This is a genomic window from Nostocoides jenkinsii Ben 74 (assembly GCF_001046875.1).
Classification (GTDB): domain Bacteria; phylum Actinomycetota; class Actinomycetes; order Actinomycetales; family Dermatophilaceae; genus Nostocoides_A; species Nostocoides_A jenkinsii.
Genome location: NZ_HF571038.1, coordinates 2,191,475 through 2,215,097, shown reverse-complemented (window position 1 = coordinate 2,215,097; position 23,623 = coordinate 2,191,475). Strand labels below are relative to the sequence as shown.

Genomic DNA, 23,623 nt, shown 5'->3' with positions numbered 1-23,623 from the left:
AGGCACGGCCTCGCCTCAGCGCCCGCCCGCTAGGCTCGGCGAGGTGACGCTGCGCATCGGATACAAGGCATCGGCCGAGCAGTTTGACCCGGGGAGGCTCGCGGCATACGCGGTGCTGGCTGAGGAGGTCGGGCTCGACAGCGTGACCGTCTCGGATCACTACCAGCCGTGGCGGCTCACCGGGGGGCACGCGCCGAACGCCCTCGCCTGGCTGGCCTACGTCGCCGCCAAGACCGAGCGGGTTGTGCTCGGGACGTCCGTGATGACGCCGACGTTCCGCTACCACCCGGCGGTCGTCGCCCAAGAGTTCGCTACCCTCGCCTGCCTCGCCCCGGGCCGGGTGTTCCTCGGGGTCGGCAGCGGCGAAGCGCTCAACGAGATCGCCGTCGGATCGGTCGAGGAGTGGCCGGAGTTCAAGGAGCGGTTCGCCCGGCTCCGCGAGGCCGTCACGCTCATGCGACGCCTGTGGACCGAGGACGAGGTCACCTTCGAGGGCGACTACTACACCACCCACGGCGCCCGGATCTTCGACCGCCCCGACTCGCCCGTGCCCGTCTACATCGCGGCCGGCGGGCCCATGGTCGCGCGCTATGCCGGACGCGCCGGGGACGGCTTCATCTGCACCTCGGGCAAGGGCCGGGAGCTGTATGCCGATGACCTCATCCCCGCGGTCGCCGAAGGCCGCGCCAAGGCCGGCCGGGCAGACGAGCCGATCGACCGGATGATCGAGATCAAGCTGTCCTGGGACCCTGACGCCGACCGCGCCCTGGAGAACACCCGGTTCTGGGCGCCCCTGTCCCTGACCGCCGAGCAGAAGCACTCGATCCATAGCCCCGCCGAGATGGAGGAGGCTGCCGACGCCCTGCCTATCGAGCAGGTCGCCAAGCGCTGGATCGTCGCGTCCGACCCGGACACGGCGATCGAGGCCGTGAAGTTCTACACCGACCTCGGCTTCGACCACCTCGTCTTTCACGGGCCGGGCGACGACCAGGAACGCTTCCTTACGACGTTTGCCGAGCAGGTCGTCCCCGGCCTCCGCTCCCTCACTCCGGGCGGCTGATGCTCTCCGGCGGCGCACTCCGCTCGGCGTACTGACGGGGCGCAGGTCGCCCGGCCCGCGCCCGCTCCAGCGCCTTCGCGTAACCGGTACCCATCGCGAGCAACACCAGGCCGGCACCGATGAAGGCCACGATCCGCACGATCCCGTCGAGCACGGAGAAGTCGAAGAACAGCAGCTTCACCACTGCGACCGCGGCGAGCGCCAGCCCCACCTGGAGGGAGCGGCTCGCGTTGCTGCTCCGACCAAGACCATGCATCAGCAGGTATGCCGCGGCCACCGCCCACAACAACGTCGCCAGCCCGTGTCCGACGACAAACCCGCCGGTGGCCCGGTCCGAGGTCCGGCCCACCATGACCGCCGCCGTGACGACGAAGGCGCTGGCGCCTGCCAGGAGAAGTGGCCAGGTCAGCCATCCCCAAGCGCCACCGTTCGACGCCCCGCCGGGCTCCCGCGCCGCCCCTGCGTCGCCCGCGTCACCGGCCTTACCCACTTTGCCGGCGTCCCCCGCGGAGCCCACCGCACCCATACCGGCATTGGCCAGCTCGGCCCGCTGGCCGGCCACCAGACTGGCCACGGCGCCGACCTGGGCCGGCAGCAGGACCGCGAGCGCTACGACGAGCGCCGATGCCACCAGCTCGGCCCCACCGAGGTCGCCCGCCCGGGACTTGACCAGCACGTTCACCAGAATCGGCAGGAAGGCCAAGAGACCGATGACTCCGGTCGCCACTGACGACCAGCGCAACCACGTCCGCGGGATGAGGTGGGCTGCCGCGGCATACGCACAGGCGAGGGCGAGGAGGCCGGGCTCCGTCCAGTTGACCAGCCGCGCCTCGCCGACGGCGATCACGGCATAGACGGTGCCGATGCCCCCGGCCCACGGGGCCACGGCCAACAGACCTTCCGCCGACCGGGTCCGGGCGAGGAAGGCCGCCCCGAGGTAGGCCGCCGCGGCCACGGCGGCCACGATCCAGACGCGCATCCCGGCAGCGGTCGCCGCGAGCGTGAGCGGCAGCGCGCTCAAGGCCAGGGTCGGCGTCAACAGGGTCGTCCGGCTCTCCAGGCGGGTGACGAGGACAGCGGCACCCAGTTCGAGGGCAGCGAAGGCGACCGCCCAGCCCAGGATGGCGGGGTGGTGGCCGCCATCGGCGGCGACGCACAGCGCGAGGGTGGCCGGGGCCACCCGCACCGCGTGCAGTCCGAGCCACCGGTGCCCCAACTGCGCCGGCCACGCCGCAAGCGCGAGCACGACCAGGAAGCCGGCGATCAAGACCTCGTCCTTGTCGCCCACCCAAGGAGTCAGCAATGCGGCGCCGGCCACGGTGATAACGCCGAGCAACTCGCTGCCCCACGCGCGCGCCAGGACCAGCCCGCTCAAGCCGACCAACCCGGCCAGCGCGAGCCCGGCCGCGGCGGGCAACCACTCATACACGGTGGTGATGGCGACGAGATCGAGATAGGCCGTGGCGTAGCCGGCTCCGGCAATGGCGATCGCCCCGGTCGCGCGTTGCGGGTCGCGGTGCAGCCGGGCGGCGACCCCGATGAGCCCGACCGCCAAAATCCCGGCGAGAGTCACCCGCGCCGCCGGGCCGATGTAACCGGCCTCGATGGCATAGCGCAGCAGGAGTGCGACGCCGATGAGCAGCACACCGGCGCCGGCGGCCCCGAGCAGGCGGACCACCATGCCTTCGCGTTGCCACCAGGGGGTCGGCGCGGCATACGTCTCTGACGCGGTCCAATCCCGCGAGGGCTCGCCACCACGCGAGGTCCCGCCACCGCGCGAGGTCCCGGGAGACCCGGTGGGCAACGGGACGGCGGACGGCGGCACAGCCGTCGCTGGCTCGGGCACCACCGGAGGAACCGGCGCCGCATGGGCCGGGGGCGCGGCGGGCACTGGTGTCCCGGTCGTTGGTGGCGCGGACATTGGTGGCGCGGCCACCGGGACCGCCGACCGGCCCGCCTCCAGCTTCCGCCGGTAGGCATCCAGCCCGTTCCCCACGGCATACATGCGTTGCATCGCCTCGGCGAACTCCGCCTCGAGGAGTTTGATGTCGTCGATATCGGTGCGGCTCATGACGACATCCTCCCCGGACCTGTGGGCGCGGGTCGTGAGGCGGGCTACTCAGGTGTCGTCAGGACTTCGGATCAACCAGCCGTATGCCGTTCGCCGCCGAACTCCCACCCATCCCGATCAGGGTGCTCGCCGCCCCGGCGAGACCGACCGTGCCCGTCACCAGAACGTCTGGGCGCAATTGCCCGGAGGCGACCAGATCGAGCAACGCCGAGTAGTCCGCCCCGGCCATCCCATGCGAACCCAGGACTGCTAGTTCGCGCGAGATGACCGTGCCGATCGGCAGCGCCGTCATCTCCTCGTCCATCAGCCCGACCTGGACGTGCCGGCCGCGGCGCCGCAGCGACAGCAGGCTGGCGCTGGCCAGGGCGGCCGAGCCGGCCGCCTCGATGCCGACGTCCGGCCCGTCGGGCAGGAAGGCGCGCACCCGGTCGGCGATTTCGCCGGGTTGGGTCTTGGCGGTGATGCTCACCGTCGTTGCGCCCAGCCGGTCGGCCATCTCCAACGCCTTGGCGTTGACGTCGACGGCCACGACCTGAACGTCCATCGCCGTCGCGATCATGATGGCCGCGAGCCCGACACCGCCGGCCCCGAACACGGCCATCGATTCGCCGCGCCGCAGTTTGCCGACGGCGGTTACCGCGCGCCAGGCCGTCGCAAACCGGCAGCCGAGGCTCGCGGCGGCGTCGTCGCTGATCGCATCGGGCAGCGGCACCAGGTTGACCCGGGCCCGCGGCACGAGGACGTACTCGGCGAACGACCCCGGGTCGGTGAATCCAGGCTGGCGCTGGAAGCGGCATACCTGGGCATTGCCGCGCTGGCACTCCGGGCAGTCCCCGCACGCCATCACGAAGGGAACGACCACCCGTCGCCCCACCAGGGCCGGCGTCGAGGCGGACGCCCGCACGATGCCGGTGAACTCATGCCCGGGCACGCAGGGCAGCACGACATCCGGATCGCCGCCGGTCCAGGCGCGGAAGTCGCTGCGGCACAACCCAGATCGCCTGACCTCAACGAGGGCGTCGGGGTCCTCCGGGACCGGCCGCGGCATCTCCTCGATCGTCACGGGTCCGTTGAAGCTCGAATACTGAAGTGCTCTCATCGGCTCGCCTTCGCGCTGCCCGGTGACCCGCCGGCCCGGGGATTGACCTCCATCATGCCGCCCGCAGTTCGTCAGGCAAGGGCAGCGTATGCACGATGTCGAGTTCGCTCACGGCTCGGGTGAGCACGACATATAGCCGGCGCAGGCCGGTGCGTTCGTCGGGTTCGGCGGCGACGATGGTCGCCGGCTCCACGACGATCACCCGGTCGAATTCCAAGCCCTTCGCCACGGACGCCGGGACGAGGTCGATCTGGTGCTCGATGTCGCCGTGGTCTGCCCCCAACACCCCGTGCCCGATGCCGGCGGCGGTCAGCGCGGCCGAGACGTTCGGCACGTCCGCGTCGGCGATGATCACCCCGACCGAACCCGGCGCCGCCGCGGCAGCCTCGACCCGGCGCACGACCTCCACCGCCAGCCCGTCGACCGGGACGGCATGCAGGTCCAGCCGGCCCGGGTTGTCCCGCACAGACTCGGGCACCCCGAGACCGGGAGCGATCCGGGGGAGGAGGCGCGCGGCATACGCAATGACGGAGGCGGGGACCCGGAAGCCGCGATTGAGGATCTCCACGTGGCTGCCGGGCTTGCCGAGGTGCCCCAGGGTGTCGGCCCAGGTCCGGGCCGCCCATGGCGTGGTCCCTTGGGCGAGGTCGCCGAGCACCGTGGCGGCGCCGGTCGAGCAGCGCCGCCCGACGCCCCGCAATTGCATGGCCGAGAGGTCTTGCGCCTCGTCGAGGATGACGTGCCCGAGGCTCGGCGTGCGATCGAGCAGGTCGGCGATCTCGTCGAGCAGGACCAGATCGGCGGGTGACCACCGCGCACTCCCCGGCGTGCGGGGCGGGGCAGCCCACCCCAACATCGCCTGCTCGTCGTTGCTCAGAATCCCGTCGGCGGCAGCCGTGAGCACCGCGGGATCGGCGTACAACCGGAAGAGCACCTTGGCAGGGTCGAGTTCCGGCCACACGTCCTTGACGTAGGCCTTGACCGCCGCGCTGCGGGCCACGGCGTCCTGAACGCGATCGTCCGGCGTCTCCCCGGCCCGCTCCATGGCGACCAGCACCGCGTGCGCGAGCCGGGGCGCGAGCATCGCCCGGGCGGCGTGGAAGCGGGCGCCGCGCTCACGCAACTCGGCCACGATGTCGGCGACGTCGTAGGCGGGAACGCGCCACTTGCGCACGCCGCGCGGCACGACGAGGGGGTCGCTCGGGGTGGGGAGCACTCCCCATACGGCCCGGCGAAGCACCTCCGCCATGCGCGGGTCGCCCTTGAGCGTCGCGACCGCGGCGTCGTCGGCCCCCCGCGCGGGCTTCGTAGCGAACAGGTCGGCGACGGTCGTATGCGCGACGCGCACCTCACCCAAGGCGGGCAGCACCGCGCCGATGTGGTCGAGGAAGGCACGGTTGGGGCCGATGACGAGCACCCCTTGGCGCGCGAGCCGGTCCCGGTGGGCATAAAGGAGCCAGGCGGCGCGGTGCAGGCCGACGGCGGTCTTGCCCGTGCCCGGCGCCCCCTGCACACAGACGGTCGTGTCCGCGTCGGCCCGCACGAGCGCGTCCTGCTCCGGCTGGATGGTCGCGACGATGTCGCGCATCGGTCCGACGCGGGGCCGCTCGATCTCCGCCGCGAGGATGGCGCTCGCGTGGTCGGTCTCGGTCTCATCGAGGAGGTGCTCATCCTCGTATGCCGTGAGCTCGCCCCCCGCGATCCCGAACCGGCGCCGCTTCTCGATTCCCATGGGCTCGGCCCGGCTGGCCCGGTAGAACGCGGTCGAGACTTGGGCGCGCCAGTCGATGACGAGCGGCTCGCCGCCGGCGTCGCCGACGTGACGTCGCCCGATGTACCAGCGCTCGCCGTCAAGGGTGTCGAGCCGCCCGAAGAAGAGCGCCGATCCCGGGTCGTCCCGAAGCGACTCCGCCCGGTAGTAGAGCGCCCGAGCGAGATAGGCCGCGGCGATCGGGTCGGCCGCCTTGACCTCGATCGCCTCGGTGCGCTCGCGCATCCGCTCCAGGGCGGCACGGGCTTCGCTGAGGTATGCCCGTTCGCGGTCCAGTTCGAGGTCGGGCATTCGGCCAACTCTGCCACCCCGGCCCGGCCGTGCCAACCAGGGCCCCGGAGTCGTCCTCTATTCCGGGGACTTCCTGGAGCGGCGCGGCCCCGACAGGATCGGTATCGCCGGTGGGGCTTCCCACCGATTCGCTTCTGTGGGAGGGAAATCCATGAAGTTTCGCGCTACTGCGGTAGTGGCCGCCGTCGCTGCCATTTCCGCCTTTGCGTCGGGCGCGGCCGTCGCGTCCTCGCCCAAGGCACCTGGCAACGACCGCTTCGCCAATGCCTACCTCATCTCCGGTTTCGAGGCGGCGGGCAATGGGACCAATGTCGGTGCCACGGGCGAACCGGGCGAGCCCGGCGGCAACGGCTCGATGAACACGGTGTGGTGGAAGTGGAAGGCACCGGCTTCCGGCAAGGCGACCTTCGACACCTACGGGTCGCAGTTGAGCGACGCATTTCTCTGTGTCTACAAGGGGTCGAGCCTGAGCAATCTCGTCTCGCTCGGCTGTGACGACGACGAGGGCATCGGCTACTCCTCCGCACTTCGCGCGCCGGTGACGGCAGGAGCGATGTACTACATTCAGGTCGACGGCTGGTCGAGCGAGACCGGTGGTGTCGTGGCGCGTGCCCGCTTCCCCCGGTGCGACGGCAAGCCGGCGACGGTCGACATGACCGTCGACTCGTCCCGTCCCACGACGGGCAATGACATCATCGCCGCCACCGAAGGCGACGACGTCATCGACGGTCTCGGCGGCAATGACACGATTTGCGGACTCGGGGGCAACGACCAGATCGGTGGCGGCCCCGGCAACGACGTCATGATTCCCGGACCGGGCGACGACGTGATGAACGGTGGATCGGGGACCGACACGCTGAGCTACCGGGACCTCAAGACGTCCGCCTCGGGCATCTACTTCGACCTGAACACCACGGGCTACCAGGACACCTGGTCTTCTGGCTACGACAAGGCGACCTACGTCGAGAACGTGACGGGTGGGTCGGGCAACGACTACATCTACGGCACCTACTCCAACAATGTCCTGTCGGGAGGCGCCGGCAATGACCGTCTGTACGGATACGGCGGCGACGACCGCGTCGACGGGTCGGCCGGCACGGACTACTGTGACGGCGGCTCGGGCTATGACACCTGGCTGTCGTGCGAGTCGCGGGTCGGGTTCCCGTAACCAACGGAGCACCACTCCATAACGTCAGTGGCCGGACCTCATCGGGGCCGGCCACTGACGTCTTCTCGCCCGTCGCTGCGCTTGTGGGCCGCGGGTGGTTACGTGCCTAGTTGTCCGGGCGGGCCGCGAGGGTGACCGCGATTTCGCTCCGCTTGCCGTCGCGCAGGACTGTCAACGTGACCTTGCCTCCGACAGTCTGCTCACGGATGTGGCCGATGAGCCCGGTGGCGGACTCGACCGGCTGGCCGTCGATTGCGACGACCACGTCATTCGTGCGCAGCCCGGCGGTGGCGGCCGGGGTGTTCGGCGAGACGTTGGTGATCAGGGCGCCGGCGCGGTCGGCATTGCCATCGCTGGCCTTGCCGTCATCGAGGTTGACACCCAAGAAAGCGTGCTCGGCCTTGCCGGTGGCGATGAGCTGATCGGCGATGGCCTTCGCCTCGTTGACCGGGATGGCGAAGCCGATGCCGATATTGCCGCCCGAACTGCCGGTGCTCGCGATCGAGGAGTTGATCCCGATCAGCTGGCCATCAGCGTTGACGAGCGCGCCACCGGAGTTGCCGGGGTTGATCGCCGCGGACGTCTGGATGGCATTCGTCACGACCGCCTGGGCGGTCTGCTGGCCGAACGAATTCTGGTCGCCGCCGGTCGTGGTGGGCCGGTCGAGCGCGCTGACGATGCCGGTCGTGACGGTGCTAGCCAAGCCCAACGGGTTGCCGACGGCCATGACCGGGTCACCGACGGCGAGGGCGTCGGAGTCGCCCAAGACGACCGGGGTCAGGTCACTCGGGGGATTCTGGAGGGTAATGACGGCCAGGTCCGTCGCCGGGTCGGTGCCGGCGACGGACGCCTTGAAGATCCGGCCGTCGGACAGTGTGACCTCGATCGTGCCGTCGACCGCGCCATCGACGACGTGGTTATTGGTCAGGATGTGGCCGGCGTCGTCGATCACGACGCCGGAGCCCTGCGCCTCGCCGCCCTGCACTTGAAGCTGGATCGCCACCACACTCGGGGTGACGACCTTGGCCGTCGCCGTCCAGTCGGGGCTATTCGCCGCCACCTGACGGATCGGGCTGCTGGTCGTGGCTTCAGACGACGAACTTTGCGGGGCGGCCGACGCCGAAGACGATTGGGAGGAGGTCCCGTCGTCGGCCGCCCGCACTGCGGCATACGTCCCACCGGAGGCCAAGGCCGCCGTGAGGGCCGCTACCGCGACCAACCCCGGCCACTGGCGACGGGGACGCTGCGAGCTGGGAGGGGGTGCCTGCAGCGGCGTCGCCGGGGGCGGCGGGGTGGTCCACAGCGAAGGGCTGGGATCGCCCACCGAGGAACGAGGGCCGGTAGTGCGCTCTCCGAACCACAGCGGTGCCGTGTCGGTGGAGGTGCCGTGGCCAGGCGTCGGCTCGGGCGAGGGGGTACCCGAGCCGGTTCCGTTCTCGCTCATCAGGTGATGCTCCTTCGTTGTGGCTTCCACCAGTCAACGGCAGCAAGCTCAAGGCTGGCTGAGGTCTTCCTGGGAGTCTGCTGTGGAAAGGTGCACCACGAAGGTCGCGCCGCCGCCGGGCGTCTGGGTCAACCCGACGCGACCGCCGTGCCGGGCGACGATCGCGGCGACGATGGCCAGGCCGAGGCCAGTCCCCCCGCTCGCCCGCGAGCGCGCCGGGTCGGCGCGGAAAAAGCGCTCGAAGATCCGGGCCGAGGCGGCCTCGTCGATCCCGGGCCCGTGGTCGCGCACCTCGATCACCGCGGTCCGCTCGGACCGACCGACGGCGACCTCGATGGACGTCCCTGCGGGCGTATGCCGAATGGCATTGGTCAGGAGGTTGCCCAGCACTTGGTGCAACCCGGCTTCCTCTCCGTCCACGACGACCGGGCCGAGCGCGCCGCCGAAGCCGTGCAGGGAGATGTCGCGGCCGGGATCGCGAACGCGGGCGGCCGTGACTTCCTCGGCCGCGATGACGGTCACGTCCACCGGGGACTTCTCCAGCGGCCGCTCCTCGTCGAGCCGGGCGAGGAGCAGGAGGTCGTCGACGAGATGCGACATCCGCGCGGCCTCGGACTCGATCCGCTCCATCGTCCCTGGGACGCGCACATCGGGGACGGCGCCTTGTCGGTACAACTCGGCATACCCCCGCACCGTGGCCAGGGGAGTGCGGAGTTCGTGGGAGGCATCCGCGACGAACTGGCGCATCCGCTCCTCCGAGGCCTCGCGCGCGGTGAACGACCCCTCAAGGTGGGCCAGCATCGTGTTGAGTGAGGTGGCGAGGGAGGTGACTTCCTCCGGCATGGTGCGGCTCGGGATCCGCGAACTCAGGTCACCCGCGGCGATCGCGGCGGCCGTGTGCTCGATCTGGGTGAGCGGCCGGAAGGCGCGGCGCATCGCGAACCAGCCCAGGGCGGCGCAGGCCAGGGTCAGCCCCAGCCCCAACAGGACGGCAAAGGTCGCGAAGTGCCGAACGGTGTGTTGCACCTCGGTCAGCGGCCGGGCGACGATGAACGTGACCTCGCCGAGTCCGAGGGTGTCGATCTCGCCGGCGACTGCGCGCCAGCCGGTGTCACTCTCGCGCGAGGGCAGGTTGAAGGGTTCGCCGGAGACGACCCGAGGATCGTCGGGCAGAAGTTGGGCGAGGTCGGGCAGATCGGCGATATCGCTCGCGGCATACGTCAGGGGTTCGGGCAGGCGATCGGGGTTGTAGATCACCACGGCATAGCCGGTCGGCAGCGGGACCCGCCGCGGCACCGTCTCGTTGGCGAACGACGTCTCGACGACCGCCGCGCTGCGGGCCAGGTTGGCGTCGAGGCGGCCCATCAGGTCGCGGTTCATCAGGTATGCCGTGGCGGCCGCCGTCAGGCTGATCGCCAGCAGCATCAGCACGATCATGATCGCGATCAGTCGTGCCCGCAGGGGCAGCGCCCGCAGCTTGTCGACCAGCGGCTGCGGCGTCGAGGTCACGCCGGTGGCTTGCGCAGGACGTAGCCCACGCCGCGCTTGGTGTGGATCAGCGGCGGGAGTCCGGCGGTATCGATCTTGCGCCGCAGATAGGAGATATAGGACTCCACGATCCCGGATTCGCCGCGGAAGTCGTAGTCCCACACGTGGTCGAGGATCTGCGCCTTTGACAGCACACGGTTGGGGTTGAGCATTAGATAGCGCAGCAACTTGAACTCGGTCGGGGAGGTCTCGATCGCCCGGCCGCCGCGGCGCACGTCGTGGGTGTCCTCATCGAGTTCGAGATCCTCAAAGCGCAGGAGCGCGCTCTCGTCGATCTCGCCCTTGGTCCGGCGCAGGACGGCGCGGATGCGGGCCACCACTTCTTCCAGGCTGAACGGCTTGGTGACGTAATCGTCGCCGCCGACCGTCAGACCCTTGATCTTGTCGTCGACGGAGTCGCGCGCGGTGACGAAGACGATCGGGAACCGCCGGCCACCCTCGCGCAGGCGCCGAGTCACCTCAAAGCCGTCCATGTCCGGCAGCATCACGTCGAGCACGACGAGATCGGGATCGTCCCGCGTCGCCGCGGCGACGGCATCCTGGCCGTCCGCAGCGGTCTCCACCTCAAACCCCGCGAACCGCAGCGATGTCGCCAGCAGCTCGCGGATGTTGGGCTCGTCCTCGACAATCAGCAGCCGGGCCTCGGGTTCCGCGACGATCATGCAGTCAAGGGTGGTCCCGATCCCTGGGAGTTTCCTGTATGCCGCGTGGTCCCCTTCTGTATGCCGCGTGACCCGGGCCTGGATGTCGCGTGACCCCAGCCTGGATGCCGCCCGCTCCACGCGGGTCACCGATAACCACGGTGCGCGCACCCGGTGCGGCGGGTTAGCCTTAGCACAAGCGGGCGCGCAGCGGCGTGCCCGTTTTCGACGCGATCGCAACAAAGAGGTGCACGGTGCCGACTGGCAAGGTCAAGTTCTATGACGCCGACAAAGGGTTCGGTTTCATCAACAGCGACGAGGGTGCCGACGTCTTCCTGCCCTCCAGCGCGCTGCCCGCCGGCCTGACCGTCCTCAAGGGCGGCACGAAGGTCGAGTTCGCCGTGGTCGAGGGCCGCAAGGGCGCCCAGGCGATGCAATTGCGCGTGATCGACCCGGCCCCGAGTGTGCAGGCCAACCGCCGCGAGCGCGACCGCAAGCCCACCGAGGACATGGTCGTCATCGTCGAGGACCTGATCAAGCTGCTCGACAATGTCAGCGAAGGCCTGCGCCGCGGGCACTACCCCGACAAGGGCATGGGCACCAAGCTCGGCCAGCTCCTGCGCGGCGTCGCTGCCGACCTGGAGGCCTGAGGGTCAGCGCCATGGCAGCGGCGATCAAGGACGACCCGGCCCTGCTCGGGAGCGAAGCCGTCGCGCGCACCGCGCTCGAGGAGGTCGGTGAGGCGGGCACCATCGGTGACTACCTCGGGGCCGTCATGGAGGCCGAGCGGGTGGCGACGCACTATTTCGTGTGCACCAGTGCGGCATACCCCGGATGGAATTGGTCGGTCACGGTCGCCCGGGTGCCGCGCGGCAAGACGGTCACCGTGTGCGAGTCCGCGCTCGTCCCCGGCGAGGGCGCGCTGCTCCCGCCGGTGTGGGTCCCGTATGTCGATCGCCTCGCCCCCGGCGACATCGGCCCCGGCGATGTGACGCCCTATGTCGCCGACGACCCGTTGCTGGAGCAGGGATTCGAGGCGACCGGCAACGAGGACGTCGACATGATGGCCCAGTGGGAGCTGGGTCTCGGACGAGTCCGGGTGCTCTCGGCCGAGGGCCGCGAGGCGGCTGCCCAACGGTGGTATGCCGGTGAGCACGGCCCGAGCGCGCCCGTCGCCGCCAAGGCGCCGGCGAGTTGCTCCAGTTGTGGGTTCTATGTGCCGATGGCGGGCGTGCTGCGCTCGATGTTCGGGGTGTGCGCCAACGCGTGGTCGCCCTCCGACGGCACCGTCGTCAGCCTCGATCACGGCTGTGGCGCGCACAGCGAAGTCGACATGGTCCTGCCGGATCCGGAGAAGGTGCCGTCACCGATCGTGGACGACCTCGCGCTAGAGCAGCTCTGAGCGATCAGATCTGGGGTGGGGCCTCAGTAGTTCGCTTGCGGGTCGGCGGGGACGGTCGCGGCGACGGCATTGCCGCGGCCGCGCACGACATACAGATAGCCCATGGCGCCGAGCACGAGCCCGGTCACGCAGGCCCACGGCCACCACGAGCGGGAGCCCTGGTGCAGGGACGGGACGATCAGGCACACGGCCAGGGCCACTGCCCATACGGCCATCCCGGCGAGCACGATCCGCGGGACGCTGACCGCCAACGGTTCGGGCGCGGTCGGCGGTATGCCGTTGTCGCGGCGCAAGGTGCTCACGCGCGACATTTTACCGTTGCGTAACTCGGCTACCCGGAGGGTCGAAACACGGGTGTCCCGGGCCGCCCGTATCGTTCTGCGTCATGGCGCAGCGCACCACGTCCCCCCGTAAAAGCCCGCCGCCGGTTCCGACCTCCGGCCTTGACTCCTTCTTTCAGATAACCCAGCGCGGATCGACCGTGGCCCGGGAGGTCCGTGGCGGCATCGTCACCTTCTTCACGATGGCCTATATCGTCGTGCTCAATCCCCTCATCCTCGGCTTCGCGGCCGACAAGTCCGGCGCCTTCCTCGGCGGCGGCCCCGGCGATGGGTCGAACATCCCGGCCATTGCGGCCGGCACGGCCCTCGTCGCCGGCGTCATGACGATCCTGATGGGCGTCGTGGCCAACTATCCGCTTGCCTTGGCCACCGGCCTTGGCCTGAATGCCTTCGTCGCGTTATCGATCGCCTCCCAGATGACGTGGGCCGACGCGATGGGCCTGGTCGTCCTCGAGGGCGTGATCATCCTCGTGCTGGTGTTGACCGGCTTCCGAACGGCCGTCTTCCACGCAGTGCCAGCCCAGTTGAAGGTCGCGATCTCGGTCGGGATCGGGTTGTTCATTGCGTTGATCGGCTTCGTGGATGCGGGCTTCGTGCGGCGCACCGGGACCGGGCCGGTGCCCGTGCAGCTCGGGACCGACGGCTTCATCAACGGCTGGCCGACCTTCGTGTTCGTGCTCGGTCTCGTGCTGGTCGTGGCCCTGTGGGTCAAGAAGGTCAAGGGCGCGATCCTGATCGCGATCGTCGTCACGACGGTGCTCGCGATCATCGTGGAGGCGATCGCCAAGATCGGGCCGCAGGTTGCCGGCGACAAGGTCAACCCGGTCGGCTGGAATCTCGTCGTCCCCGGCCTGCCCGACAAGATCATCGACACACCGAAGCTCGACACGGTCGGCCACTTCTCGCTGTTCGGGTCGTTCTCCTCGGTGGGTGTCGTGGCCGCGATCCTGCTGATCTTCACGCTGATGCTGGCCGACTTCTTCGACACGATGGGCACGATGACGGCGATCGGCCACGAGGCGGATCTGCTCGACGCCGACGGCCTCCCGCCGCGCACCGAGTCGATCCTGGTCGTCGACTCGATCGCGGCCGCCGCCGGTGGTCTGGGTGGCGTGTCGTCCAACACGTCATACATCGAGTCGGCCTCGGGTGTCGGCGAGGGTGCCCGCACCGGCCTGGCCTCGGTCGTGACGGGCGTGCTCTTCCTGCTCTCGATGGTGTTCGCGCCCCTGGTGAAGGTGATCCCGAGCGAGGCGGCCGTCCCGGCGCTCGTGCTGGTCGGCTTCTTGATGATGCAGCAGGTCAAGGAGATCGACTGGGACGACCTGGAGATCGCCATCCCGGCCTTCTTGACGATCGTGCTGATGCCGTTCACCTACTCGATCACCGTCGGCATCGGCGCGGGCTTCGTGACGTATGTGCTGATCAAGATCGTGCGCGGCAAGACGTCCTCGGTGCACCCGCTGATGTGGGTCTGCGCCGCCCTCTTCGTCCTGTACTTCGCGATCGACCCCATCAAGGCCCTCCTGGGCGCTTAGCCCGCCGGTGGGTGCGGTCCTCGGCGGGGGTCACCTGCCGGATTCCCGCCCAATCCCACTACCCGGCGCTTTGGGTGGCCTTCTGACAGCTAGAAAGCCACCCAAAGCGCCGGAGAGCCTCCCAAACCTCGGGCGTATGGCGAGCCCCGCGTCACCCACCCAGCCACACCCAGCGAGCCACCCCGCGTATGGCGAGCCCCGCCTCACCCGGCTAGCGCGAGTCCCGTCGTGAGCAGCACGGCATACGCCAATTGGGTGGCGCCCGTCCCCGCCAGCGCGGGGATCAGGTCGCGACCGCTCGCCCCGCCAAGCACGCGACGCATCTCGCGAGCCCCCAGCGGCAGCGCCCCGAGCGCGAGCAGTGTCCACGGCGTGACCACAGCGGCGCCGCCCGCGAGGGCGAAGGCCAGGGCGACGCACGCGGCATACAGGCGTCGGGTGGTGCGATCCCCGAGGCGCACCGCCAATGTCCGCTTGCCCGTCACCGCGTCCGTGGGAATGTCGCGCAGGTTGTTGGCCACCAGGATCGCGGTCGCCAGGAGGCCGACGCCGCACGCCCCGAGGAAGCCGGCCACAGTGACCCGGTGCGCCTGCGTATACAGCGTGCCCAGCGTCGCCACCAGCCCGAAAAACACGAAGACATAAACCTCGCCGAGCCCGCGATAGCCATAGGGCTTGTCGCCGCCCGTGTAGCGCCACGCCGCCACCACGCTCAGCGCCCCCACCACCAGCAACGGCAGCGTGTTGGCCAGCGTGACCAGCGCCAACCCGGCAACGCCTGCAAAGCCGAAGCACAAGAACGCCGCGGCTTTGACGCTCGACGGCGCGGCCAGCCGCTGGCCCACCAGCCGCACCGGCCCGACCCGCTCGGAGTCCGTGCCGCGCACGCCGTCGGAATAGTCGTTGGCGTAGTTCACGCCCACCTGGAGTGCGAGCGACACCAGCAGCGCGAGCAGGGCCAGCCCGAGATCGGCCCGGTCGATCGCCGCAGCGGCCCCGGTGCCGATCAGGACCGGAGCGATGGCGGCGGGCAGGGTGCGTGGGCGCGCGCCGGCGACCCACTGTGCAGCTGTGGCCATGACGTCAGGTCAGAGATTCTTAAGGAAGTCGGGGTCGTCGTCGGGTCCGAGCGGTCGCCGTGGCCGTTGACCACCCGTGCCCTCACGCCTGGGCAGCGGCAGCGCGCCCGGCCGGCCGGCGAACCACCACGCGGCCGAGCCGGCGAAGGGGAACAGCAAGATCACGAAGACCCACACGATCTTGGGCAGGCCACGCACGCGGTCGTCCGGGGTCTGCACACAGTCGACGACGGAATACACCGCGAGGACCAGAGCGAGGATCGCCGGCAGAAAGCGCAACACCCGCCCATTGTCCCACTGATCGGCTACCGCTCGGCCCGTTCCCGGGCGAGCGCCGCGATCGCGGCCCGGTCCGGCTTCCCGGGCCCCCGCTCCGGCAGCGCCGGCAACACCAGGACAGTCCGCGGCAGGGCGTATGGTGCGAGCTCGCCTCGCAGCGCCTCTCGCACCCGAGCGGGATCGGACCAGGCGAAGGACCCGCCGGGCTCGCTGGGCAGGGCGGACTCGCCGGGCGGGGGGGTCTCGCTGGGTAGGGCCGGCTCGCCGGGCAGCGGAGGCGGGGCAGGCGGTGCGGGAACGAGCGCGAGGGTGATCGCCATACCCCACTCGGGGTCGGGGACGGCAACGGCGACGGCCGCGCGCACGCCCGGAAGTCCGGCTGCGGCATCCTCGACGACGCGCGGGTGGACCTTGTAACCCCCGGTGATGATGACGTCGTCGCGGCGGCCGAGGACCCGGAGGCGGCCGTCGTCGGCGAACTCGCCGAGGTCGTCGGTCGCAAAGCACCGACGGCCTGAGCGCATCGTGAAGGCTGTGGCGTCCGGCTGGCCCAAGTAGCCGCTGGCCAGCGTCGGTCCGCTGAGTTCGATCCGGCCGTCGTCGGCGAGCGCGACCACCGTGTCGCGAAGCGGGACCCCGTCGTAGACGCATCCTCCCGCCGTTTCGCTCATCCCATAGGTCGCCACCACCCGCACGCCCGCCGCTGTCGCCGAGGCCCGAAGCGCCGGCGACAAGGCAGCACCACCGGCGAGGACAGCATCAAAGCGGCGCAGCGCGGCCACGCCCTCGCCGGTGGCCAGCAGCCGGCCGATTTGCGTCGGCACCAGCGCGGTGTAGCGCGGCCCCGGCTCCGCCGCCACCCGGGCCGCCGCTTCTGCGAAGGCCGACGGGCTAAAGGACGATGTCCGATCCAGCACGACCGGGGCCCGGCCAGCCCGCAACGAGCGGATCAGCACCTGCAGCCCGGCGATATGCCCGGCGGGAAGGGCCAGCAGCCACGTACCCGGACCGCCGAGCCGTTCGTGCGTCGCATCCGCGCTGGCCACGAGGGACCCGGCCGTCAGCATCGCCAGCTTGGCAACTCCCGTGGACCCCGACGTCCCGACGACCAACGCCAGATCCCTCGGCACCGACGCGGGGTCGTGCGGAGGCAGCGGGAGGGGGGCCGCGGCATACGGGATGAGGGGCGGACCCCCGGCCAGCGCCTCTGCCAGCGCGGCCGTCAACGTGGCCAGGTTGCCGGCGTCGACCGGGCGCAACTCAGCCCGCGAGGAAGGCGGCAACCCGATCCCTCGGCCGGCCGATGATGGCGTGATCGCCGCGAACGAGCACCGGGCGCTGGAGGAGTTCCGGGTGCGCGACGAGCACGGCAACCACCTGATCCGCCGTCTCCACGTCGGCCTCGGTCAGGCCCGCCCGGGCGAAATTGGGATCACGGCGCACGAGATCGGTGACCGGGTCGTCGAGCTTGGCGATCAGGTCGCGCAGGTCGGCCTCGTCGAGCGGATTCGCGAGATAGGCCCGGACGGACACCTCGACGCCAGCCTCCTCGGCCGAAGCCAGGGCAGCTCGGGATGTGGAGCAGCGGGGGTTGTGCAGGATCGTGGTGTCCACCTAGCCACGATAGTCCGCGGGCGAGACGTTCTAGGCTCGGAACCATGGACGTGCTCTGGCTGTGGTGCTTCCTGGACCGGCCCGCTCCCGCGGAGGCGGCGTGGCCTTTCTGGTGCGAGGTCACGCGCTCGCGCCTTAGTGCCCGTCGGGGCGAGCGGGCGGAGTTCGCCACGCTGCTCCCGGAAGCCGGGGATCCGTGGATCAAGCTCCAGGAGACGGCCGGCACCTGCCGCACGCACCTTGACCTCGACGTCGAGGACATCCCGACCGCGATAGCGCAGGCCGAAGCCCTGGGCGCGCAGGTCATCCAGCGGACAACCCAGGGGTATGCCGTGCTGGCCTCCCCGGGCGGGTTCACCTTCTGTCTGACCACCTGGGACAGGTCGGCGTCGAGACCCCGACTCGGCCCGACCCTGCTCGACCAAGTCTGTCTCGACATCCCCCCTCGGGCGTATGCCGCGGAAGTCGCCTTCTGGCAGTCCCTCCTGACCGCGCAGGTCCTGCCCGGTCGGGTCCCGGGCTTCGCCCTCCTGGCGCCCGCGCGGGAACTGCCCCTGCGAATCCTGCTTCAACGTCTCGACGCCGACGCGCCCGCCGTCAACGCACACGCCGACCTGGCGTGTGCCAACCGGTCGCAGGCCGTCGCCGAGCACGAGGCGCTCGGGGCCACCGTGGTGGCCGAGTTCCCGCACTGGAGCGTGCTGGCTGATCCGGCGGGAGCGCGCTATTGCCTCACCGACCGCGATCCGCTGACCGGCCGCCTCGCCTGAGCGTGGGGCTCAGTCGGCGACGATCTTGTCGACCAACTGGGGCGCATCGTCGAAGAGCATGACCAGGTAGCCCTCGTTCATCGCCGCTGCGTCGAGGCGCCGCTCGTAGGTGACCTGCCACAGGCGCGGCCCGACGGGCCGGGCAGTGACCACCGCGGTGGTGAGGTCGTCGCGGTGGGGGCGCTCGCCATACGACTTGAGGCGGGCCGCGGCCGCGCCCCACTCGACGGGGACGGACGTGTGCTCCCAACCCCACATCCAGGTGGGGCCCGATGCATCGAACGTGCCGATGACCTGGATCGGGTCCACGCGCGCGTCCGGTTCGTCCCCGTGGGTGATCGTGCCCGCCTCAAGGTCGACCTGCCAGTGCGCGTCGGAGCACACGGGGATGGCCTCGCGGGCAGCGGAGACCAGGTCCGGCCAGGGGAGGTCGGCGAGATCGGAGCGGATTGTCATCGTGACCCTTCGTCAGTGCTGGGGGAAAGCGTCCCATGCCCCGCCCTTTGACATGATCGGGCCGTGACTTCACCGGCCGTCGTGCACGCGCGCGCCCTGCTCGACGAAGCCTGCCGACTCGGGGTCCGCGAGGTGGTGCTCTGCCCGGGCTCCCGGTCTGCCCCCTTGGCGTATGCCGCGCTCGCCGCCGCCGAGGCGGGTCGCCTCCGCCTGCATGTCCGAGTGGATGAGCGCTCGGCCGGCTTCCTGGCGCTGGGGTTGGCGAAGACCTCGCGTCGGCCCGCGCTCGTGGTCACGACCTCCGGTACCGCGGTTGCCAACCTCCACCCCAGTGTGTTGGAGGCCCACCACGCGGCCGTCCCGCTGATCGTGGTGTCGGCGGATCGACCGGCCGAGTTGCGCTACTCGGGCGCCAACCAGACGACGGTGCAGCCGGGGATCTTCGCGGGCGCGCTTCGGTGGGAGAGCGACGTCCCGGCCCCCGTCGAGGGCGACGACCCCCGCCTTCTTCGGGGCTTCCTTCGCCAGGCGTATGCCGCGGCCACCGCCCCCGTTGAGCCCGGTCCCGTCCATCTCAACCTGTGCTTCCGCGAGCCCCTGGTCCCGGCCGGCTGGCCCCTCGACGACGAGGTGGCCCCGTCCGAGCAAGGTTCGGCACCCCAGCCCGTGTCCGAGCCCGAATCCGAGCGGGGGTCCAAGCCAGCTTCCGAGCCCAGCTCACCTCCCGGGCCGTTGCCACATCTCGAGCGCACCGTGGTGCTGCTCGGCGACCTGGTCGATCCGGCGAATCGGCCGGTCGTCTCTCGCTTCGCCGCCACCCGAGGGTATCCGCTCATCGCCGAGCCCTTCGGTCGGCACACGGTCGATGGGGCGCTCCCGCACGGCCCGCTGACCATCGCCGACCCTGGCTTCCTGGAGAACTTGGCCGCCGACGGATCGGGAGTCGAGCGGGTCCTCGCCGTGGGCCGGCTCACGCTCTCCCGGGCGGTCACGGCGCTGCTGCGTCGCCCCGAGGTTCGGGTCGAGGCCGTGACCGATCGGTCCCGGGCGGCCGATCCGGCCGGCGTGGTATCCGCCAGCTACCCCTTCGCCGCCCTGACCCAGGACGGGGCTGAGGGGGATTCGGACCCGAGCGAGCACCAGTGGCTCGCCCGGTGGCAGCGCGAAGGCGACCGGGTCGCGGAGGCGATCGCCGCGGAACCCCCGGCCTGGGGCACGGGCTTGGGGGTCGCCCGGGCGGTGGCGCGCGGCATACCGGCCGGAGCTGTGATGTTCGTGGGCTCCTCCAATCCCGTCCGAGACCTCGATCTCGGCCCAGCGGGCCTGGCCGAGGGGGTGACGGTGGTCGCGAGTCGGGGGCTCGCGGGGATCGACGGGTGCGTGGCCACGGCGGCGGGGGTCGCGCTCGCGGAGGGCGCGGCCTACGCCGTGATGGGGGATCTGACCTTCCTGCACGACGCCAACGCGCTGCTCATCGGCCCGCACGAGCCCGTCCCGAATCTCACGCTCGTCGTGGTCAACGACGATGGCGGCGGGATCTTCCGGCTGTTGGAGCCGGGGGAGGAGCAGCGGGCGGGGGCCTTCGAGCGCATCTTCGCGACCGCCACCCAGACCGACCTCCGGGCCCTGTGCCACGCGCATGGGGTGAGTCACCGGCTCGTCAACACCGCCGACGACCTCGTCGCCGAACTCGCGCGCACCCCGAGCGGGCTGCGCGTTCTCGAAGTCCGCGTCGATCCGAGCACCCACCGCGCGGCCCATGCCGCACTGCGGGACCAGGTGCGCCTCAGGCCTTGACGGCCCGGTGCAGCGCGACAATGCCGCCGCTGAGATTGCGCCACTGCACCGCGGACCACCCGGCCTGCGCCACCATGCTCGCGAGCTCGCGCTGCGCCGGCCAGGCACGGATCGACTCCGCGAGATAGACATAGGAGTCGGGGCTGGAGCTGACCCGCTTGGCGACGGCCGGCAGAGCGCGCATGAGGTACTCGGTGTAGACCCGGCGGAACGGACCATTCGTCGGTGCGCTGAACTCGCAGATCACGAGCCGCCCACCGGGCTTGGTCACGCGCGCAAACTCGGCCAGCGCGGTGGTGACATCGACAACATTTCGCAGCCCGAACGACATCGTCACCGCGTCGAACGACCCGTCGGCAAACGGCAGGCGCGTGGCGTCTGCCGCCGTAAAGGCCAGTTCGGGGCGACGCCGGACCCCGACCCGCAGCATGCCCAGCGAGAAATCGGCCGGGATCACGTGAACGCCCGCCGCAGCGAGCGGCTCCGAACTCGTGCCCGTGCCGGCCGCGATGTCCAGCACGATGTCGCCGGCCTTCGCCCCGATCGCGGCCACCGTCGCGCGCCGCCACAGTCGATCGATTCCGCCGGTCAGGACGTCATTGGTCAGGTCATAGGCGTCGGCGACCTCATCGAACATCGCGGCGACCTGCGAGGGGTCCTTCTCCAGCGTGGCACGGCTCATACCTCCATCTTCTCCCACGTCCGGCTTCTCGTATATCCGGCTTCTCCCAAGTCCGGCGACTCGCCCGCCGTGGCCAGCGTGGCCGGTGCGGAGGAAGTCGTGACGGTGGTTCGGCGCGTCGTAGGCTTCCCTGCGATGTCCACCCTGCCCACCGCCGACGCCGCCCGCCTCGTGTCGCGAACCCTGGCCCTCCCCGAGGGCGTCGTCGACGACCTACTGGCCGTCATCTCGGCCGAGGCCCCCGCACGCGAGGTGTGCTCGTGGGTGCGCCGCGGGGACGGCCTGGTCGGCTGGGGGACCGCGGCCGAGTTCACCGGTCACGGCCCGAGTCGCTTCGAGGACGCCGCCGCCTGGTGGCGGGCAATGTGCGCCGGTGCGGTCATCCGCAACGAGGTGGGTGGTCCCGGGACCGGTCCCGTCACCTTCGGCTCCATGACGTATGCCGCGCGCTCCCCTCAGGCATCCCACCTCCGGGTTCCGGCCGTGGTCGTCGGGCGCCGCGCGGGACGCGCCTGGGTGACCACCACGACTGTTGGTGAGGCGCTGCCGCCGACCGAGGTCGTGACCGAGGCTGCCTCCCCGGGCGCCCCCGGCGAGATCGCGTTCGCTGACGGCCCCCGCACGGCGGCCGAGTGGGAGATCGCGGTCGCCGAAGCCGTGACGCGGATCAACCACGGCGACTTGGACAAGGTCGTGCTGGCGCGGGCACTGGTCGCCCGAGCCGAGTCCGACCTCGAGCCGCGATGGCTGCTGCGCCGACTGGCCGAGCGCTACGACAACACGTGGGTGTTTGCGGTCGCGGGTCTGGTCGGGGCCACGCCGGAGATGCTCGTGCGCCTCGACCGCGGGCTGGCGTCCTCCCGAGTCCTGGCCGGGACCATCCGGCGCACCGGCGACGACGTCCACGACCTGGCGCTCGCCGCCTCGCTCGCCCGGTCCTCCAAGGACCTGGAAGAGCACGAATACGCCGTCCGCTCGGTCGCCGACGCACTGGGCCGACACTGCGGGTCGATGAACGTGCCGGAGTCGCCCTTCGTCCTGCACCTGCCCAATGTGATGCACCTCGCGACCGACGTAGCCGGGGCCGTTGACGACGGCTCGACCTCCCTCGACCTCGCCGCGTCGCTGCACCCGAGCGCGGCCGTATGCGGCACCCCCACCGCCTTGGCCGACGACCTGATCGCCGAACTCGAAGGCCTCGACCGCGGTCGCTACGCCGGTCCCGTCGGCTGGATGGACGCCTCCGGCGACGGCGAGTGGGGGATCGCGCTGCGCTGCGGTCAGTTGGCCGACGACGACCCCCGCGCGATCACGCTCTTCGCCGGCTGCGGGATCGTCGCCGGCTCCGCGCCTGACGACGAGGTCGCCGAGTCCGATGCGAAGTTCTTGCCGATGCGCGATGCGCTGACGGCCACCGCCTGAGCCGGACGGCACCGCTCAGCCGCCGGAGGACTGACCACCCGTATTCCGGCCGCGAAAGTTTCTAGATTTTCCTGCCAACCATCGGTGACTCAGCGGAGTCGTGCAGGGCAGAGCGCAGCAACGTGGTCGCGCCGGCTTGAAGGGTCTAATCATGTTCTCCTGCAAGGAGATCAGCTCTGTCGTCAGCGCCGCTCTGCTCGCCTCCAAGGCCGATGTGTCCGGCGACGGCACGCGCTTCCTCTTCACGCACGACGATGGTCCTGCCGGGGCCGCCGTCACCGTCTATGACTCCACGGCCCGCACTTGGCGCGGGTTCGCCGTGCCCGCGACGTCGTCCCGGAGGTTGGCCAACGTCAAGTTCACGCGACCTTCGGGAGCTGCGGTATGGCTCACCCGCCTCGACCGCGGGACGGGCGTGTCCTCCATCGAGCGTCGCTCGATCACCGGTGCCCTTCAGTTGTCCCTGCCGAAGGCCGACGCGATTCTGCCGTCGCCGGATGGCACCACCTTTGCGGTCAACGTCGGCCGGTCCATCTCGGTCCGCTCCAATGCCACCGGCGCCGTCCCGCGCACCCTGCAGGCCCCATCGGGGCGAGTCTGCATGCTGGGCCACAACTACGACCCGACCAGCTTCACTACCGCATGCTATGACCCCGACGGCCAGCGCATCGATGCCTACCGCTACTCCTGGAGCAGCGGCGGCCCCATCGCCATGACGAAGGCCACCGCTCCCTTTGGATACACGGACGTATGGCGTGCCACCCCCGGCATCGTCGCCTCCGTCGCAATCCAAGGCACCACGGCCGACATCGGCCACGCGCCCCGCCCGGGAGTGTTCACGCCGATCAAGACCGACCTGCCCAACTACTTCGATTCGGCCATCAGGGACATCCTCGGCAACTACGTCTATGTACTCGGCAGAGGCGATCGACAAGGCGAAGGACTACGCCCGGGAGAACCCTGAGCAGGCCGACGCCGCGCTGGACAAGCTGGAGGATCTGATCAGCCAGCGCACCAGTGGCAGCTTCGATTCGATCATCGACAAGGGCCGAGACGCCCTCGACAACGCCTTGGGTCTCCCCGACCCAGCGCCCACCCCCGCGCCCGAGCCAGCACCCGCGCCCGAGCCGGCACCCACTCCTGAACCGGC

Annotated in this window: 23 protein-coding genes; 10 read left to right on the top strand and 13 right to left on the bottom strand. The window is 70.6% G+C overall.

What is annotated here, in order from left to right; all coding sequences use genetic code 11:
• Window positions 1-43 precede the first annotated feature (43 nt).
• Window positions 44-1,060, top strand: coding sequence for a glucose-6-phosphate dehydrogenase (coenzyme-F420) (gene fgd / locus BN13_RS10465; protein ID WP_048546633.1), 1,017 nt, complete (start codon window positions 44-46; stop codon window positions 1,058-1,060).
• On the opposite strand, the gene BN13_RS10460 is transcribed toward fgd, so the two are convergent.
• Genes BN13_RS10460 through BN13_RS10450 form a run of 3 tightly spaced genes read right to left on the bottom strand, consistent with a single transcriptional unit; the run spans window position 1,044 to window position 6,292 of the window.
• Window positions 1,044-3,131, bottom strand: a complete 2,088-nt coding sequence (locus tag BN13_RS10460) for a DUF2339 domain-containing protein (protein ID WP_048546631.1) — start codon at window positions 3,129-3,131, stop codon at window positions 1,044-1,046. The genes fgd and BN13_RS10460 overlap by 17 nt on opposite strands.
• A 58-nt stretch (window positions 3,132-3,189) precedes the next feature.
• Window positions 3,190-4,230: a zinc-binding dehydrogenase gene (locus BN13_RS10455; protein ID WP_084733692.1), complete on the bottom strand. Its 1,041-nt coding sequence runs from the start codon at window positions 4,228-4,230 to the stop codon at window positions 3,190-3,192.
• 52 nt (window positions 4,231-4,282) lie between these two features.
• Window positions 4,283-6,292, bottom strand: coding sequence for a HelD family protein (locus tag BN13_RS10450; RefSeq protein WP_048546629.1), 2,010 nt, complete (start codon window positions 6,290-6,292; stop codon window positions 4,283-4,285).
• 151 nt (window positions 6,293-6,443) lie between these two features.
• Between BN13_RS10450 and BN13_RS10445 the strand changes: the two genes are divergently transcribed.
• On the top strand, window positions 6,444-7,460 hold the full coding sequence (locus tag BN13_RS10445; protein WP_084733691.1) for a calcium-binding protein: 1,017 nt from the start codon (window positions 6,444-6,446) through the stop codon (window positions 7,458-7,460).
• Between the two features lie 106 nt (window positions 7,461-7,566).
• On the opposite strand, the gene BN13_RS10440 is transcribed toward BN13_RS10445, so the two are convergent.
• Genes BN13_RS10440 through BN13_RS10430 form a run of 3 tightly spaced genes read right to left on the bottom strand, consistent with a single transcriptional unit; the run spans window position 7,567 to window position 11,114 of the window.
• Complete coding sequence (locus BN13_RS10440) at window positions 7,567-8,904, bottom strand: S1C family serine protease (protein ID WP_084733690.1); 1,338 nt, start codon at window positions 8,902-8,904, stop codon at window positions 7,567-7,569.
• Between the two features lie 48 nt (window positions 8,905-8,952).
• Window positions 8,953-10,413: a sensor histidine kinase gene (locus BN13_RS10435; RefSeq protein WP_048546624.1), complete on the bottom strand. Its 1,461-nt coding sequence runs from the start codon at window positions 10,411-10,413 to the stop codon at window positions 8,953-8,955.
• Window positions 10,410-11,114 (bottom strand): response regulator transcription factor, encoded by a 705-nt coding sequence (locus BN13_RS10430; protein WP_048546622.1) that lies wholly within the window; start codon window positions 11,112-11,114, stop codon window positions 10,410-10,412. The genes BN13_RS10435 and BN13_RS10430 overlap by 4 nt, the downstream gene beginning before the upstream one ends.
• A gap of 233 nt (window positions 11,115-11,347) precedes the next feature.
• Here BN13_RS10430 and BN13_RS10425 point away from each other — a divergent pair, with 233 nt between their 5' ends.
• Both BN13_RS10425 and BN13_RS10420 read left to right on the top strand, forming a co-directional pair.
• Window positions 11,348-11,743, top strand: coding sequence for a cold-shock protein (locus BN13_RS10425; protein WP_048546620.1), 396 nt, complete (start codon window positions 11,348-11,350; stop codon window positions 11,741-11,743).
• 11 nt (window positions 11,744-11,754) lie between these two features.
• On the top strand, window positions 11,755-12,495 hold the full coding sequence (locus BN13_RS10420) for a DUF3027 domain-containing protein (RefSeq protein ID WP_048546617.1): 741 nt from the start codon (window positions 11,755-11,757) through the stop codon (window positions 12,493-12,495).
• A 23-nt stretch (window positions 12,496-12,518) separates the two neighbouring features.
• On the opposite strand, the gene BN13_RS10415 is transcribed toward BN13_RS10420, so the two are convergent.
• Complete coding sequence (locus BN13_RS10415) at window positions 12,519-12,797, bottom strand: DUF2530 domain-containing protein (protein WP_235434014.1); 279 nt, start codon at window positions 12,795-12,797, stop codon at window positions 12,519-12,521.
• An 83-nt stretch (window positions 12,798-12,880) separates the two neighbouring features.
• On the opposite strand from BN13_RS10415, the gene BN13_RS10410 reads away from it, so the two are divergent.
• Window positions 12,881-14,374, top strand: a complete 1,494-nt coding sequence (locus tag BN13_RS10410; protein ID WP_048546612.1) for an NCS2 family permease — start codon at window positions 12,881-12,883, stop codon at window positions 14,372-14,374.
• A 203-nt stretch (window positions 14,375-14,577) separates the two neighbouring features.
• On the opposite strand, the gene BN13_RS10405 is transcribed toward BN13_RS10410, so the two are convergent.
• From BN13_RS10405 to BN13_RS10390, 4 genes are read right to left on the bottom strand one after another with little or no spacing between them, the layout of a single operon-like run.
• The gene (locus tag BN13_RS10405; protein WP_048546610.1) at window positions 14,578-15,453 is read right to left on the bottom strand and encodes a 1,4-dihydroxy-2-naphthoate polyprenyltransferase; all 876 of its coding nucleotides are present in this window, start codon (window positions 15,451-15,453) and stop codon (window positions 14,578-14,580) included.
• 9 nt (window positions 15,454-15,462) lie between these two features.
• A complete protein-coding gene (locus BN13_RS10400; protein WP_048546608.1) occupies window positions 15,463-15,735 on the bottom strand; it encodes a PLD nuclease N-terminal domain-containing protein in 273 nt (90 codons plus the stop codon).
• Window positions 15,736-15,758: 23 nt separating this feature from the next.
• The gene (locus BN13_RS10395; protein ID WP_084733689.1) at window positions 15,759-17,015 is read right to left on the bottom strand and encodes an AMP-binding protein; all 1,257 of its coding nucleotides are present in this window, start codon (window positions 17,013-17,015) and stop codon (window positions 15,759-15,761) included.
• Window positions 16,993-17,346, bottom strand: coding sequence for an arsenate reductase family protein (locus BN13_RS10390; protein WP_048546603.1), 354 nt, complete (start codon window positions 17,344-17,346; stop codon window positions 16,993-16,995). The genes BN13_RS10395 and BN13_RS10390 overlap by 23 nt, the downstream gene beginning before the upstream one ends.
• Window positions 17,347-17,390: 44 nt before the next feature.
• Here BN13_RS10390 and BN13_RS10385 point away from each other — a divergent pair, with 44 nt between their 5' ends.
• Window positions 17,391-18,116 (top strand): VOC family protein, encoded by a 726-nt coding sequence (locus tag BN13_RS10385; RefSeq protein ID WP_048546602.1) that lies wholly within the window; start codon window positions 17,391-17,393, stop codon window positions 18,114-18,116.
• 9 nt (window positions 18,117-18,125) lie between these two features.
• Here BN13_RS10385 and BN13_RS10380 read toward each other — a convergent pair whose 3' ends face one another.
• A complete protein-coding gene (locus tag BN13_RS10380) occupies window positions 18,126-18,572 on the bottom strand; it encodes a DUF6882 domain-containing protein (protein ID WP_048546599.1) in 447 nt (148 codons plus the stop codon).
• 63 nt (window positions 18,573-18,635) lie between these two features.
• On the opposite strand from BN13_RS10380, the gene menD reads away from it, so the two are divergent.
• Window positions 18,636-20,369, top strand: a complete 1,734-nt coding sequence (menD, locus tag BN13_RS10375; protein ID WP_048549067.1) for a 2-succinyl-5-enolpyruvyl-6-hydroxy-3-cyclohexene-1-carboxylic-acid synthase — start codon at window positions 18,636-18,638, stop codon at window positions 20,367-20,369.
• Here menD and BN13_RS10370 read toward each other — a convergent pair.
• On the bottom strand, window positions 20,359-21,051 hold the full coding sequence (locus BN13_RS10370) for a demethylmenaquinone methyltransferase (RefSeq protein ID WP_048546597.1): 693 nt from the start codon (window positions 21,049-21,051) through the stop codon (window positions 20,359-20,361). The two genes, menD and BN13_RS10370, sit on opposite strands and share 11 nt — an antisense overlap.
• 135 nt (window positions 21,052-21,186) lie before the next feature.
• Between BN13_RS10370 and BN13_RS10365 the strand changes: the two genes are divergently transcribed.
• From BN13_RS10365 to BN13_RS10355, 3 genes are all read left to right on the top strand, one after another.
• On the top strand, window positions 21,187-22,473 hold the full coding sequence (locus tag BN13_RS10365) for an isochorismate synthase (protein ID WP_048549066.1): 1,287 nt from the start codon (window positions 21,187-21,189) through the stop codon (window positions 22,471-22,473).
• 151 nt (window positions 22,474-22,624) lie between these two features.
• Complete coding sequence (locus BN13_RS10360) at window positions 22,625-23,437, top strand: hypothetical protein (RefSeq protein ID WP_048546595.1); 813 nt, start codon at window positions 22,625-22,627, stop codon at window positions 23,435-23,437.
• On the top strand, window positions 23,382-23,623 hold a 242-nt coding region (locus BN13_RS10355), incomplete at its 3' end, for an antitoxin (protein WP_048546593.1). The genes BN13_RS10360 and BN13_RS10355, both read left to right, overlap by 56 nt.

Bases quoted from the DNA above. Each gene is read 5' to 3' on its own strand.
- BN13_RS10445 (WP_084733691.1), top strand. From the start codon at position 6,444: ATGAAGTTTCGCGCTACTGCGGTAGTGGCCGCCGTCGCTGCCATTTCC.
- BN13_RS10420 (WP_048546617.1), top strand. From the start codon at position 11,755: ATGGCAGCGGCGATCAAGGACGACCCGGCCCTGCTCGGGAGCGAAGCC.
- BN13_RS10370 (WP_048546597.1), bottom strand. From the start codon at position 21,051: ATGAGCCGTGCCACGCTGGAGAAGGACCCCTCGCAGGTCGCCGCGATG.
- BN13_RS10430 (WP_048546622.1), bottom strand. From the start codon at position 11,114: ATGATCGTCGCGGAACCCGAGGCCCGGCTGCTGATTGTCGAGGACGAG.
- BN13_RS10360 (WP_048546595.1), top strand. From the start codon at position 22,625: ATGTTCTCCTGCAAGGAGATCAGCTCTGTCGTCAGCGCCGCTCTGCTC.
- BN13_RS10440 (WP_084733690.1), bottom strand. From the start codon at position 8,904: ATGAGCGAGAACGGAACCGGCTCGGGTACCCCCTCGCCCGAGCCGACG.
- BN13_RS10385 (WP_048546602.1), top strand. From the start codon at position 17,391: ATGGACGTGCTCTGGCTGTGGTGCTTCCTGGACCGGCCCGCTCCCGCG.
- BN13_RS10405 (WP_048546610.1), bottom strand. From the start codon at position 15,453: ATGGCCACAGCTGCACAGTGGGTCGCCGGCGCGCGCCCACGCACCCTG.
- BN13_RS10410 (WP_048546612.1), top strand. From the start codon at position 12,881: ATGGCGCAGCGCACCACGTCCCCCCGTAAAAGCCCGCCGCCGGTTCCG.
- BN13_RS10365 (WP_048549066.1), top strand. From the start codon at position 21,187: ATGTCCACCCTGCCCACCGCCGACGCCGCCCGCCTCGTGTCGCGAACC.
- BN13_RS10450 (WP_048546629.1), bottom strand. From the start codon at position 6,292: ATGCCCGACCTCGAACTGGACCGCGAACGGGCATACCTCAGCGAAGCC.
- BN13_RS10380 (WP_048546599.1), bottom strand. From the start codon at position 18,572: ATGACAATCCGCTCCGATCTCGCCGACCTCCCCTGGCCGGACCTGGTC.
- BN13_RS10460 (WP_048546631.1), bottom strand. From the start codon at position 3,131: ATGAGCCGCACCGATATCGACGACATCAAACTCCTCGAGGCGGAGTTC.
- BN13_RS10455 (WP_084733692.1), bottom strand. From the start codon at position 4,230: ATGAGAGCACTTCAGTATTCGAGCTTCAACGGACCCGTGACGATCGAG.